This window comes from Sphingomonas sp. BL-S-25, assembly GCF_055521555.1.
On record NZ_CM145486.1, the window covers coordinates 3,536,653 to 3,550,862 of the forward strand.

The window sequence follows — 14,210 nt, forward strand, 5'->3', positions numbered from 1 at the left end:
GGCGCGTCACCCTAACGGCGCGGAGAAACCGCCAATTCAGACAGCTCGATCCAGGGCTGCGGCGAATTCGCCTTCGTCCGGCCGAACGCGGTCAGGCATTTCATGAATTCGGGCGCGAACATCACCCCGCCCCCCGGCTTCACGCAGGGCACCGCCTTGTACCCATCGGCGCTGACCATGCGCAGCGGCCCGCGCGGATGCTCGATACGGATCACCGCGATCGAGTTCACCTCGAGCTGGTTGACCAGGATCGACTCCGCCCGCAGCGCCGCGTCGACCGCGCCATTCTTGCTGTTGATGTCGGGATCGGGCTCGGCCGTGGTCGGGCCGTTGCGGATGACATAGATGGGGAACAGCGGCTCGCGACGGCGGGCGGGCTGGCCCGGGGGCGTTGGGGCGGCGGCATCGCGGCTGCTGACCGCCTCGACCGAAGCTGCGACATTGGCCTCGAACACCGATGCGCGGGTGCCGCCGTCGAAATAGGTGACGCCGTTGATCTGCACCGGCTGGAAATTGACCGGCATCGCCGCCGAGGCGAGTGCGGCGCCGGTGATGCAGGTCCGCGCCTCGCGTCGCGGCAGCTGCGCCAGCTCGACCACATCGACATATTTGAACGTGCCGCTGGCCGCCTCGACAAAACCGATCAAAACGAACCTGCGCTGCTGGCCATCGGGGCCGCGCATTGCCTTCAGCGCGTCGATCGCGCAGGGCCTGGTCGGGTCATCCACCACCGCATCGGGGCACAGCGCCATCTCGATCCGTCCCTGGAGCGGGGCGAGGCCGGCCATCGACCCCTTCAGGATCACGCGCAGGAACCCGCCGCGATCGACAATGTCGCTTTCCTTCGCAGGGGCATAGGCCTGGAGCAGTTCGGCATAGGCCTGGGGCGTGCCGATCGACACGAACAGCGACTGGAGCGCGCCGGTGCTGACCCCGCTGATGAAGGTCGCGTCGGGCAGGGTGCCGTTCAGCCGCATCTGGTCGAGAAAGCCCGCGCCGAAAGCGCCCCATTGCCCGCCGCCGGACAGCATCAGCACCGCCGGAACCGGCTGGGTAGGGCCGCCGGGTCGTGCGCTGGTCAGCCCCTCGGGCGGGCGCGTCGCGCGATCGATCCGGGTCAGCATGTCGGTGTCGCTAGGCGTCGCCTCCAGCTGCGGTCCGCCGCGCGGGGGCAGGCCGTGGATCTCGCGCTCCAGCGACGAGAAGGGCACGTCATGGGTGAATTTGTCGAATTGCGGGCAGCTGATGTTCAGCGTCCCGTGATTTCCCGAACAGGCCGAAACCAGCATGCCGAGTCCTATAGATGCAACGATCCTGCGCATGACTCCACCCCCATGAAGTTCGTAAGGCCGGGCGCGCTTGTTGCGCCGTCCCGGTCCGGAGCTGCGACCGTTCCACCTGCGCCGCTAGCCCAGCGGAGAGCGACTGCCAAGATCGTTACGCTGCCAAAGCGGACCTATCGCGAGCCTATCGGGCTGGCGCCTCGCCCAGGACGCGCGCGATCGTGGCGTGCAACGGCTTGGGCTTGAACGAGGCGTCATAGGGACAGCCGCGGATCATCTGCTTGTCGGCGCGCGGGTCGAAGCCGGTCAGCCAGCTATATTTGTCGACCATCCCCCAGGCGAGCACCTCGCGCAGCTGTGTATAGGAGGCCATCAGCTCGAGATAGGCACCGGCATAATCGGCGACCATCCGGTCGCGCACCGCGATGTCGGTCGGCGCCTTCTTGTCGTTCACGTCGAATTCGGTGATCGCCAGCTTATAGCCCATGCCGACCACGGCATCGATGAAGGTGCGCCATGGCCCGCTCGATTCGCGGACGATCTCCGCGACGGGCGCGTCCTTCAGCAGGCGGATGTGCGACTGGATGCCCAGCGTGTCGACCGGCGTCCCGCGCTTGCGGAACCCCTCCAGCATCTTGAGCACGCCCTTGATATGGGTCTCGTCCTCGGTGCCGCGCTCCCAGCTCATATAGTCGTTATAGACCAGCTCGGCATGCGGCGCCTCGGCTCTGGCGGTGTGGAACATCAGGTCCAGCATCGCCTCGCCGCTGCCAAAGGCGCGGGTGACGACGGTGTCGCGCAGCGCGCCGGTCTCGGGCTCGACCGCCTCGTTCACCACGTCATAGGAATGGATCTGCGTGCCATAGCGGCGGCAGACGGTGCGGACATGGCCGGCCAGCAGTGCCTCGGCCGACTTGGCCGGCTGCGACCCGAAATCATAGCCGACCAGCCATTTCGGAAACCATTTCTCGGGCGCCCAGAACAGCGTGTGGCCGCGCACGCTCATGCCGCGCTTGACCGCTTCGGCAACGATCTGGTCGCAGTGGTTGAAGTCGTAGCGGTCGGCGGCGGGCCGGGTCCATTGCCACTTCAGCTCATTCTCCGGCACGACCAGCCCGCAGTCGCGCTGGAGGATCGCGGCATAGGCGGGATTGGCGAAGCTGGCGCGATCGGCACCCGGCGCGCCCCAGGCGACCGCCGATCCGAAGCGCAGACCCTTGCGCCGCGCCACTGCATCGATGCCGGCCGGCGCCGCCTGGGCCAGCGCAGGACCACCAATGGTGAGCGCGGCGCCGGCCGCACCGGCCGCCAGCATCCCGCGGCGGGTCATTCCCGTCATGGCAATCCTCTCCGTCACCAGTTGAACATCGTTCCGTCTTCGAGCCGTGCGACGGGCAGATAGGCGCGCTTGTACTCGTGCTTCGCCGCCAGCACCTCGTCGATCTCGACGCCAAGACCCGGTGTGTCGCCAGGATGCATCATCCCGTTTTCGAAGCGATAGGCGTGGGGGAAGACCGCGTCGGTTTCCTCGGTATGGCGCATATATTCCTGCACCCCGAAATTCGGGACCGAAATGCCGAAATGCAGCGCCGCCGCCATGCTGACCGGCGACAGGTCGGTCGCGCCGTGGCAGCCGGTGCGGACCTGATACAGGTCGGCTAGGCTGGCGATGCGACGCAGATGGGTGATGCCGCCGGCATGCACCACGGTCGCGCGGATATAGTCGATCAGCTGTTCCTCGATCAGCTGCTTGGCGTCCCAGATCGAGTTGAAGATCTCGCCAACCGCCAGCGGCGTCGTGGTGTGCTGACGGATCAGGCGGAACGCTGCCTGATTCTCGGCCGGCGTCGCGTCCTCCATCCAGAAGGGGCGATAGGGCTCGATATCCTTGCCCAGCCGCCCCGCCTCGATCGGGGTCAGTCGGTGGTGGACGTCGTGCAGCAGGTGCACGTCCCAGCCCAGCGCCTCGCGCGCGGCGTCGAACAGTGGCGGGACCGAGCGGAGATATTTCTCGGTCGACCACAGGCTTTCGGTCGGCAGCGCGGCATCCGCGGGCTCGTAGAAATACCGGTCCTTCGACACGCCATAGGTCGCCTTCAGCCCCGGCACGCCCGATTGCAGGCGGATCGCCTTGTAGCCCTGCTCCTGATAGCGCAGCGCATTTTCGACCGTCTCGGAAATGTCCGCGCCATTGGCATGGCCATAGACCATGCAGCCCTCACGGCTCGCCCCGCCCAGCAGCTGGTAGACCGGCAGCCCGGCGACCTTCCCCTTGATATCCCAAAGCGCCATGTCGACCGCGGCGATCGCCGACATGGTCACCGGCCCGCGCCGCCAATAGGCGCCCTTGTACAGATACTGCCAGATATCCTCGATCCGGTGCGCATCGCGACCGATCAGGCAGGGGATGACATGATCCTCGAGATAGCTGGCGACCGCCAGTTCACGGCCGTTCAGCGTGGCGTCGCCGATGCCGGTGACTCCGTCTTTCGTCTCGATCAGCAGGGTGACGAAGTTCCGCCCGGGCGAGGTGACGATGACGCGCGCAGAGACGATCTCAGTCATTGTTCGTCCCGCGCTGGCGCTGTGCGTCGCGTGCCCGCATCCTTGTCTCTCCTATCCGTGCTGAAATCATATTGTCTGATGATAGCGCTACCAACAACGCCATGCTATCGCCTTTGTCAACGGCGGGAATGAACCGCCTGGGCGAGAGGATGACGATGCGGCTGTTTTTCCAGCTTTTCTGCCTTTTGGCACTTGTTTTCGGCACGGCCGGCGAATCGCATGCCGAGGACGGCTATGACCTGTGGCTGCGCTACCGCATGATCGAAAGCGAGGCTCAGGCGCGCTACCGGCCGCTGGCGACGGCGATCGTCGCGGAGGGGCGCAGCGAGACGATCGATGCGGCGACTCGGGAATTGCGGCGCGGGCTGGAGGGAATGCTCGGCCAGGCCCCGGCGAGCGCCGCCCGGGTGACCGGAGACGGTACGATCGTCATCGGCACGCCGGGCGGATCGCCGATCGTCGCGCGGCTCAGGCTGAACCTGTCCGGGCTGGGTCGTGAGGGATTCCTGATTCGCTCGGTCACGATCGATGGCCGGCGCGCGACGGTGATCGCCGCGAACAGTGATATCGGCCTGCTCTACGGCGCCTTCCGCTATCTTCAGCGCATCCAGCTTCGTCAGCCGGTCGACGCGATCGACCTGTCGGACAAGCCGAAGCTCGACGTGCGCGTGCTCAACCATTGGGACAATCTCGATCGCTATGTCGAGCGCGGCTATTCGGGCGAATCGCTGTGGGACTGGCAGAAGCTGCCGCGCTTCCGCGACCCGCGCTACACCGACTACGCCCGCGCCAATGCCTCGATCGGCATCAACGGCGTGGTGCTCACCAACGTCAACGCCAATGCCGATATCCTGCGCCCCGAATGGCTGGAGAAGGTCAGGATACTGGCCGAGACCTTCCGCCCCTATGGCATCCGCGTCTATCTGACCGCGCGCTTTTCCGCTCCGATCGAACTGGGCGGCTTGAAGACCGCCGACCCGCTCGATCCCGCCGTCCGCGCCTGGTGGAAGGCGCGCAGCGACGAAATCTACCGCGTCATCCCCGATTTCGGCGGCTTCCTGGTCAAGGCCAATTCGGAGGGCCAGCCCGGGCCGGGCGACTACAAGCGCACCCATGCCGACGGCGCCAACATGATGGCTGAAGCGGTGAAGCCGCATGGCGGCATCGTGATGTGGCGCGCCTTTGTCTATGAACCGCACAATCCCGAGGACCGGCACAAGCAGGCCTATACCGACTTCGTGCCGCTGGACGGCAAGTTTGCCGACAATGTCCTGGTCCAGGTGAAGAACGGCGCGATCGATTTCCAGCCGCGCGAACCCTTCCATCCGATCTTCGGCGCGATGCCGCGCACGCCGCTGATGATGGAATTCCAGATCACCAAGGAATATCTCGGCTTCGCCACGCACCTCGCCTATCTCGGCACGATGTGGGAGGAGGTGCTGGAAAGCGATACCGGCCGCCCCCGCCCCGGGCGAACCGTCGCAAATGTGCTGGAAACCCGGGTGCGACCCGGGGCCCTGACCGGCATGGCCGGGGTCGCCAATATCGGCACCGACCGCAACTGGTCGGGATCGCAGTTTGACCAGGCCAACTGGTACGCCTTCGGGCGTATGGCGTGGGATCCCGACAGCAAAGCGCAGGCGATCGCCGCCGACTGGACGCGGATGACCTGGGGTCCCGATCAAGCAGTGGACCAGGGGGTGACCGACATGATGATGCGATCGCGCGAGGCGGTGGTCGATTATATGACCCCGCTGGGGCTGGGCCATCTGATGGCGACCGGCCATCATTACGGCCCCGCGCCCTGGGTCTCCGATCTGGCCCGGCCCGAATGGAACCCGGTCTATTATCACAAGGCCGATCAGCGCGGGATCGGCTTCGACCGGACGAAGACCGGTAGCGACGCGGTCTCGCAATATGCCCCCTCGGTCGCGGCGCGCTATGCCAGCCTGGACCGCGTGCCCGAGACTCTGCTGCTGTGGTTCCACCATGTGCCGTGGAGCCACCGGATGGCGTCGGGCCGGACGCTGTGGGACGAACTGATCGTCCGTTACGACCGCGGTGTCGGCGAGGTGGCGGCGATGCAGGCGCGCTGGGACTCGTTGAAGGGCAAGGTCGACCCGCAACGCTGGGCGGAGGTTCGCGACTTCCTGGCGATCCAGCATGACGAGGCAAAATGGTGGCGCGACGCCTCGATCGCCTATTTCCAGTCGATCTCGAAACTGCCGCTGCCGGCCGGCCATGCGCCGCCCCCACATGACCTCGACTGGTACAAGGCGATCGACAGCAAATACGCGCCTGGCAACGGCAAATAGGCACAGCGGAGGCGGGATCCGCATCGCGGATTGCCGCTTCCGCCGCCTGCCGGGCAGGGCGCCTGCTCACGGGTGAATCCCGGAATCGGCGCCCGCGTCGCGCCGTGCGGAGCGATCGAAACGACCAGTTGCATCCCGGCCTTTTCGTCGGGGCTTGACCGAATTTTTCGAATCGATAAAAACTCATACAAAAGATGGTAGCGCTAACGTGACCATGATGAGGGGAGAGGACGTTATGAATCCGAGGAAGAATTCTGCGCGCGGCGTGCTTGGCCTGACCGCGTTGCTGATGGCCGGAACGGCACTGCCGGCCTTCGCCCAGACCGCCACCGAGCCTGCGCCGCAGGACCAGGCCGCAGCCCCGGCCGACGAGCCGACCGACATCGTCGTCACTGGCTATCGCGCCTCGCTGGAGAGCTCGACCAACGCCAAGCGCGACTCGGTTGGTTTCACCGACTCGATCTTCGCCACCGACATCGGCAAGTTCCCCGACACCAACATTGCGGAATCGTTCAACCGGATCCCCGGCATCACGATCAACCGCGACGTGAATGGCGAGGGCGTCAACGTCGCGATCCGCGGCCTGGGCTCGAACTTCACCAACGTCACGCTGAACGGCGCGCCGATCGCGGTGTCGTCGTCGGGCGCGACCGATGCCCAGGGCACCGACCGATCGGTCGATCTCAGCTTCTTCCCGACCGACCTGTTCACGAAGCTGACGGTCAACAAGAGCTATACCGCCAACCTGCTCGAGGGCGGCGCCGCCGGTAATATCGACATCCGCTCAGCCCGCCCGTTCGACCGGCCGGGCACGCGGCTGACCTACAACGTCCAGGCGGTCCGTTCGGGGATCGAGGACAAGCTGGGTGCGCGCGGATCGCTGATCGCCAGCACCACCACCGATACGCTGGGCATCCTGGTCGGTGTTTCGGCGCAGCGGCTGTACACCGACAATCGCGGCTATGAGACGATCGGCTTCACCAACCCGGCGCTGACCGCGGCCCAGTGCGGCGCGGCGACCGGATGCAACTCGACCGGCGGCGGCAACTGGACGATCCCGGCGACCGTTCCCGCGGGTGCCGGTGGCGGGCTGACCGCAGGAACCGTCATCGACCGCGATTTCCTGCTGGCGAACAACCCCGGCGCGACGATCCAGCAGATCGACAACGGCCTGCTGCCGCGTCTCGGCCGCTTCTCGGCGCAATATGGCCGCCGCGACCGGATCAACGGCATCGTCAGCGCCGAATGGCGCCCCAGCGATACGCTGAACTTCTATGTCGACGGCCTGTACGGCTACAAGTTCAACGACCTGCGGCGAGAGAACATCGCGTGGATCGTGCGCAACAGCCAGATCATCCCGACCCAGACCAAATATGACCGCGCCGATTGCTCGGCCGGCTGCCTGGTGACCGAGGGGACCTACGCCAACTCGCAATTCTTCCTGGAATATCGCCCGTTCATCGAGACCACCGAGCTGTGGAGCGCGAACCCGGGCGTGGAGTGGGAAATCGCGGACAAGCTCAAGCTGTCGTTCCAGGGTAATTACACGCGCAGCACCTTCCACCGCGAGGTGCCGACCGCCGGCCCGGTGACGGCGCTGGGTGCCGGCACGACCGTGACCTACAAGTACAACCCCAATGGCGCGCCGACGATCGACGCCAGCGTCGACCTCAACAATCCGGCGAACTTCGTCTGGGCCGGCGGGCGCGTGAACATCCAGGACGAGCGCCGGATCAACGAGACCAAGGGTCTGCGCGGTAGCCTGACCTGGGGCGACTCCGCACTGAGCGTCCAGGTGGGCGGCAATTATGACGACGTCACCCGCCGGATCCGCGGGTTCGACAATAGCGGCGCGTGGCAGAATGCGGTCTGCGGCGGCAACCCCAGCATCAACCTGCCCGGACCCAATGGCCAGCCGCCGTGCCTGGGCCAGACCGCCGGACAGATCACGCCGGGCGTGGGCGGCTATCCCAATTATCCGGGCTATGGCACCGGCTACACGTCGGGCCAGACCGGCTCGGTCAGTTATGGCGGCTCGCTGATCCCTGCGGCACAGCTTCCCAGCTTCCTGATGCCCGGCCGCGCTGGCTTCGTGACCCTCGACTGGGATCGGTTCAAGGCGGCGTCCAACTATGACTTCTACCACGACAATGCGCCCGAATCGGGCGGGTCGAATACCGGTGCCAGCGGCGGCCTGATCAACGAAAAGTCCTGGGCCGGCTATGTCACCGTCAACGGCACGCAGCAGGTCGGCGGCAACGACCTGCGCTTCAATCTGGGCGTCCGCTATGTGCGGACCGACCAGACGATCGGCGGGCGCGTATCGATCAGCGATCCGCGCAACACGCTGCCGAACGGGACGCAGATTCCCGACGGCTCGCGCTATCCCAATGTGACCAACTTCGTCGAGACGCGGAACAGCTATGACAAATGGCTGCCCGCGGTGACGGTCGCGTACAATGTCGCCGACAATGCGATCGTCCGCGCGGCCTATTCGAAGACGATGACCCGTCCCGATCCGGCGGCGCAGCTGCCGGGCGTCGGCTTCGGCGATCCCTCGGCGGCGACCGCGACGATCGGCAACCCGGCGCTGAACCCCTATTTCTCGAACAATATCGACCTGGGGTTCGAGCTCTATACCGGCCGCGAGGGGCTAATCGCGTTCAGCGCGTTCCGCAAATCGCTGACCGGTTTCACCACCAACCAGATCGTGACCCAGCCCTTCTCGTTCCTGGCACAGTACGGGATCACTTATGACTCGCTGAACCCAACCCAGCGTGCCGCCATCGACCTGCGCGGCGGTCCGACCGCGGCTCAGATCCAGGTCCAGTCGCAGGTCAACGTGCCCAACAAGCTGACCGTCAACGGCCTGGAATTCCAGTGGGTCCAGCCGCTCGACTTCCTGACCGAGCGGTTCGGGGTGCGCGGCTTCGGCTTCAACGCCAATGCGACCCTGGTCGATCAGCGCAGCGACGGACCGGCGACCGCGTTTGGCGTGGCGCCCTTCACCTACAACATCATCGGATATTACGAGAATGGCGGGGTGAATGTACGCGTCTCGACGACGTTCCGCGAAGGGTCGCAGAGCAGCGGCCTGAACCAGAACGGAATCGTCGCGGCCGGCCTGTTCAGCGACGACTACCAGCAGTGGGACATGTCGGCGAGCCTCGACCTGAAGGAGGTGTTCGGCATGGAGCATGCACCGCAGCTCACGCTGGACATCCAGAACTTCACCAACTCGAAGCTTCGCAGCTACTTCCAGTTCCCGGAAGCGACGTTCAACCAGTACACCCCCGGCACCACGGTGCTGATCGGCGTTCGCGGCAGCTTCTGACGACGGTACGGACGGCGCCCACGGGGGGTGCCGTCCGTTGCCTCGAGGTTGATCAGGGTCGCTGAAGGCCCCGCAGCAGATATTGCCTGAGATAGCTGCGCCAGCCGGGGCTCGGCTCACCCAGCACGCGGCGCTGTTCCACCGGCAGATGCTCGGCGGGGTGGCCGTGGCGGCGAAAGGCGAAGGTGTCGAACATCGCCCGCCACGCTTCGCGCCGCGGCTCGGACAAATGGCTCACCGCCAGGATGGCGTGGACCATCGCCTCCATCCGCGCCGGCATGTCGGGCGAATCCGCCCACCAGTAATTCGTTAGCAGGTTGAACCGCGACAGCGCATCGACCTGATGCCACCACAACGCCGGGATGAAGATCGCGTCGCCGGGCTCGAGTTCCGCCACCCGGGCCGCGGCCAGCGCCTCGCGAAAGCGCGGATAGCGATCGAAATCGGGATTGTTCAGTTCGACCATGCTGGCGGGCTGGCCGGCCATATTATGGTCGAGCGGGCCGACATAGAGGTTATGGACCTGGTCGGGCGGGAACAGGGTGAAGCGCCGCCGCCCGCCCGCAACCACCGCAACATTGTCCGACGCGTCGAAATGGATGCTGACGATGCTGGCATTGCCGATCCACAGACGCGGCGACGCGTCCAGCCCCTCGACCAGCGGCATCGGATTGGCATCCGACAGGCCGGGCAGCGTGGAATCGGCGTCCAGCGCGCCGGCATAGATGGACGGCGGCGCATCGCTGTCATGGACCTGTTCGAGCGTGGCGAGCAGTGCCGCCAATGGCCCCTTGCGCCGCTCGAAATTGAAGCCGCGCATGTCGGGAGTGTAGAAGTAACGGCCGAGGATCTCCGGCTGGCCGACAAACGCCTCGGCCGTGCTGCCCCGGTCGAACTGGCGCAGATAGGCACCTGCCGAGGCCGGATGGCTTCCCGCCTCGACCAGGGGCCAGTGCGCTGCCGCGCCGCGGATCACGACCGGCTCATACTGGTCGACCACCTCGTCGCGGAAGGTGGCGGGGGAGAGGTCGCGGAGTTCGCGGATCGGTGTCATCCCCGGCTTCCTAGCGACATTGGCGGGCGAGGGGCCAAAAAAAGAGGCGCCGCCGGTCGGGACCGGCGACGCCAGGGCAGGGTGTACCTCGCTAAGCTCTAGAAATTGAAGCGGATGATGCCTGCCACGCGGCGATCGTTCATGTACCAGCCGCGCGGGACCTCAACATTCTCGCCGTTCAGGCCGGTGATTACCGCCTTGGTCTTGACCACCTCGTTCAGCAGGTTCGATCCCTGGATGCCCAGCTTGATGTTGCTGGTCAGGTTGACGAAGATCGACGCGTCGAGCTGGCCGGTCGCCTTGTTGATGATCGGATCGTTCGGCACGATCACGTCGCGGATCGTCAGCAGGAAGTCCGACCGCCACGAATAGGTGGCACGCAGCGACAGCGGGCCATAGTCGAAGAACGGCGTGATGTTGAACGAGTGTTTCGACAGTCCCTGCAGCGGCAGCGTTTCCAGCCGCACGGTGGTCACGCGGCCCGCTCCCACATCGGGATCGGTTTCGGACAGCGTGCTTTGCGGCACGCCCTGCGAGTCGACGAAGGTATAATTGGCCTGCAAGCCAAGCCCCTTCAGCGGTCCGGGCAGGAAGTCGAAGGTCTGCTGATAGGCGATCTCGAACCCCTTGATCGTGCCCGTCTCGGTCGCGTTCGCCGGGTTGGTGACCAGCGCATCGAACGTCTCTCCATTGTTGGTGATCGTCGTGCGGAAGGTCTCGTTGGTCAGCACGTTCTTCAGGCGCTTGTAGAAGCCCGAGAAGGTCAGCTGGCCGACATTCGAGAAATACCATTCGGCGGTCAGGTCGAAATTGTCCGCCTCCACCGGCTTCAGGAACGGGTTGCCCTGGTTGATGTCCGCCTGAAGACGCCAGCTGTCGGGGATCAGGGTGCCGTCCGGATTGGTGTTCTGGATGGCATTGACGCGGATGTCGCCGAAATTGCGGATCAGGCCGGTGGCCGGCGGCGCCACACCCTTGAAATAGGCGGCGCGGAACTGGAGCCCGCCGCCCACTTCCAGCTTCGCGTTGAAGCTCGGTAACCAGTATTCCAGCGTCGACTCTCCCGGCGATTCCAGCAATGCGCCATTCTGGAAATTGCGCACCCGCTGGCGGGTGGCGGCGTCGAAGGTGCAGAAGCCCTGCGCCGCCGAGCCGTCGGTCGGCGGCGTCAGGCAAGTGGTCTCCGAGGCCAGAAAGACGGTGCCGCGGGTAAACTGCTTCACCCCCTGTGAATTGCGCTTCGTGTTGGAGTAGCGCACGCCGATATTGCCGGTCAGGCGCATGCCGTTGCCGAACTCCTGGTCGAAGCGCGCCATGATATAGGCGGCCTTGTTCTGCTCGCGGATCGGATTGATCTCGCCAGGCAGGAAGGGTGTGCCGGCCACGACATCGCAGCGCAGCGCCAGCGGGTTCCACCCGCCATTGCGCGCCAGGCCGTCGGGGCATTCGTTGTTGGTCGCCTCCCATTCGCGGTTGATCGCCGAGGCATAGGCGACATAGTCCGAATAATTCTGGATGATGTTGCTGGCGTAGAACTGGCGGCCATCCGCTGCCGGATTGCTTGCCTTGCCGCGCATGAAATTGCTGAAATAATAGGGCGCGTTGGCGTTCAGGCCGATTGCCGTGCCGCCGGTTCCGCCGATGACGTTGTCGACCGGATCATCGAGCCAGACGGGGCCGTCATTGCCCCATTGTTCGGACAGGCGACCCCAGTTGTAGGTGGAGAAGCGCGCTACCTGATCGCGGTCGGCATAGCGTACGCCGGCGCGGATCGACTTGATGAAGCTGTCATCGGGAAAGGTATAGTCCAGGTCGAGGCGGAACGCGTCCGAATTGCCCTTGCTGTCCTCGAGATGGTCCATCGCCGCACGGGCGAAGCTGTTGAACGGATCGGTGAAGCTGGTGTGCCCCGCGCCGTAATAGGCCGGCGAATATTGCGCACCCGGCGTGGCATTCTCGCCCGCGCGGCTTCCGAAGCCGGCGCAGTCGAAATCACCGCCCGGCGGATCCTGTGAATTGGCGGCGGGACCGCTGCACACCTGCGGCGGCAGGAAGGCGATCGTCGGATATTTGTCGCCGTTCAAGGCGATCGACGCGTTCTGATAGGTCGAATTCCACAGCGTGTGGTCCGCGACATAGGTCGAGGAATTCACATGCTGATAGTCGAACGACAGCGCCAGCCGGTCACTCGCGGTCCATTTGAAGTTGAAGGCGAGGTCATCGGTGACCAGCTTCTCGTCGTGGAAGCGGGCGATGTTGTTCGACTGGAGGCCGAGCATCGGCACGCGCGCGGCGCCGGTATTCTGGTCGGCGCGCCAGCCGGTCGGACCGGTGATCGTGCCGCTCTGGAACATGCCGTCTTCGTCGAAATTCAGCGTCGTGCCCGGCACCCGGCGGGAATCGCCGTTGTTCGAGACATTGTCGGTCGCGATCTCAATCGTGTGCTCGTTCCACGCCTGACGCGCGTCGGAGCGCAGGAACTGCAACACCGCCTCGGCGCTGCCGTCATTGCTGCGCCACTGGGCGGCGGCCGAATAGCCATAGCGTTCGCGGTCGAATTCCTGGCTGCCGATCACCGCGCCGCGCGGGAAGATCACCCGGCCGGCGACGGTCGTGCCGTCGTTGGCGTTGACGTCGCCGTCCGAATAGAGGTTGCGGATGCGGAAGCTCGACACCTGGAGGCGGTCGGCGCGGCTCTTCAGGTTGGAATAGGAGGCGCTGCCCAGCAGGCCGAACTCGCCGATCCCCGTCTGCCAGCGATTGCTGACGACCAGCGACAGGTTCGGCCCGGTCTTCTTGAGGAAGTCGCCATAGTTCAGCTCGACCGATCCGGCGACCACCAGCCCCTTGGCATCGAAGGGCAGGCGGGTGCGCAGATTGACGACGCCGGCGATGCCGCCCTCGATCCGGTCGGCCGAGGGCGACTTGAACACATCGACGCCGCCCAGCATTTCCGACGGCACGTCGGCGAAGCTCAGCGACCGGCCGTTATTGGCGCTGAACGCCTCGCGACCGTTGAATTCGGAGCGGACATAGGTGAGGCCGCGGACCACGACGCCCGATCCTTCGACCGAAAAGTGATCCGGGTCGACGCCGGCGGCGAAGCGGTTGATCGTCACGCCCGGGATGCGCTGCAGCGTCTCGGTCACCGACCGGTCGGGAAGCGCGCCGATATCCTCGGCCGTGACCGAGTCCACGATCACGTCCGAATTGCGCTTGATCGATTGGGCGCTTTGCAGCGACTGGCGATAGCCCTGGACGATGATCTCGTCGCCCGCCGCCTCCGGGGGCGCCTGGTCCTGCGGCTCGGCCGGCTGGGATGCGTCCTGCGCCCAGGCGGGCGCGCCCGCGGCGAGCAGGGCAAGTGCCAGCGCAGATGCGCCCGTCCTCAATGCTGTCGAAGTGCGCGTCCCGATCGCGGACGCAATGCGAACGTCATCCAGCCTGATCATCAAGCTTTCCTCCCCCTATGGCGCGCCCGGTAGCGCTATCATGGTCGTCCGCTTTCGGACGCCGTGTTCTTATTGCCATATTGGTAACGGAGGTTTGCCGAAAAGATCAAGACACATTGTTAGCGGTATCTGGAAATCATTCCGGCGTGACTTTATTGCAACCGAACCGGCCCTCTTGATGCTTTGCGCGGAGGGAGTGAGTGCGTT

Annotated in this window: 7 protein-coding genes; 2 read left to right on the forward strand and 5 right to left on the reverse strand. The window is 65.3% G+C overall.

Annotation, left to right across the window (positions count from 1 at the left end):
- Window positions 1-11: 11 nt before the first annotated feature.
- The 3 genes from ACZ1H8_RS17155 to manD all read right to left on the reverse strand — a co-directional run bounded on the left by ACZ1H8_RS17155 (window position 12) and on the right by manD (window position 3,848).
- Window positions 12-1,289 carry a patatin-like phospholipase family protein gene (locus tag ACZ1H8_RS17155; RefSeq protein ID WP_465178426.1) on the reverse strand — a complete coding sequence of 426 codons (1,278 nt, stop codon included), beginning with the start codon at window positions 1,287-1,289 and terminating at the stop codon, window positions 12-14.
- A gap of 178 nt (window positions 1,290-1,467) precedes the next feature.
- Entirely contained in the window at window positions 1,468-2,622 is a 1,155-nt protein-coding gene (locus tag ACZ1H8_RS17160; RefSeq protein ID WP_465178428.1) for an endo-1,4-beta-xylanase, read from the reverse strand.
- 14 nt (window positions 2,623-2,636) lie between these two features.
- Window positions 2,637-3,848: a D-mannonate dehydratase ManD gene (gene manD / locus ACZ1H8_RS17165; RefSeq protein ID WP_465178429.1), complete on the reverse strand. Its 1,212-nt coding sequence runs from the start codon at window positions 3,846-3,848 to the stop codon at window positions 2,637-2,639.
- Between the two features lie 149 nt (window positions 3,849-3,997).
- On the opposite strand from manD, the gene ACZ1H8_RS17170 reads away from it, so the two are divergent.
- Window positions 3,998-6,163 carry an alpha-glucuronidase family glycosyl hydrolase gene (locus ACZ1H8_RS17170; protein ID WP_465178430.1) on the forward strand — a complete coding sequence of 722 codons (2,166 nt, stop codon included), beginning with the start codon at window positions 3,998-4,000 and terminating at the stop codon, window positions 6,161-6,163.
- A 235-nt stretch (window positions 6,164-6,398) separates the two neighbouring features.
- A complete protein-coding gene (locus tag ACZ1H8_RS17175) occupies window positions 6,399-9,497 on the forward strand; it encodes a TonB-dependent receptor (RefSeq protein WP_465178431.1) in 3,099 nt (1,032 codons plus the stop codon).
- A 52-nt stretch (window positions 9,498-9,549) separates the two neighbouring features.
- Here the strand turns inward: ACZ1H8_RS17175 and ACZ1H8_RS17180 are convergent, their stop codons facing one another.
- Both ACZ1H8_RS17180 and ACZ1H8_RS17185 read right to left on the reverse strand, forming a co-directional pair.
- Window positions 9,550-10,551: a cupin-like domain-containing protein gene (locus ACZ1H8_RS17180; RefSeq protein ID WP_465178432.1), complete on the reverse strand. Its 1,002-nt coding sequence runs from the start codon at window positions 10,549-10,551 to the stop codon at window positions 9,550-9,552.
- Between the two features lie 98 nt (window positions 10,552-10,649).
- Window positions 10,650-13,943, reverse strand: coding sequence for a TonB-dependent receptor (locus ACZ1H8_RS17185; protein WP_465178433.1), 3,294 nt, complete (start codon window positions 13,941-13,943; stop codon window positions 10,650-10,652).
- Window positions 13,944-14,210: the final 267 nt, after the last annotated feature.

Coding starts and splice junctions, on each gene's coding strand:
- manD (WP_465178429.1), bottom strand. CDS start 3,848: ATGACTGAGATCGTCTCTGCGCGCGTCATCGTCACCTCGCCCGGGCGG.
- ACZ1H8_RS17160 (WP_465178428.1), bottom strand. CDS start 2,622: ATGACGGGAATGACCCGCCGCGGGATGCTGGCGGCCGGTGCGGCCGGC.
- ACZ1H8_RS17170 (WP_465178430.1), top strand. CDS start 3,998: ATGACGATGCGGCTGTTTTTCCAGCTTTTCTGCCTTTTGGCACTTGTT.
- ACZ1H8_RS17175 (WP_465178431.1), top strand. CDS start 6,399: ATGAATCCGAGGAAGAATTCTGCGCGCGGCGTGCTTGGCCTGACCGCG.
- ACZ1H8_RS17180 (WP_465178432.1), bottom strand. CDS start 10,551: ATGACACCGATCCGCGAACTCCGCGACCTCTCCCCCGCCACCTTCCGC.
- ACZ1H8_RS17155 (WP_465178426.1), bottom strand. CDS start 1,289: ATGCTGGTTTCGGCCTGTTCGGGAAATCACGGGACGCTGAACATCAGC.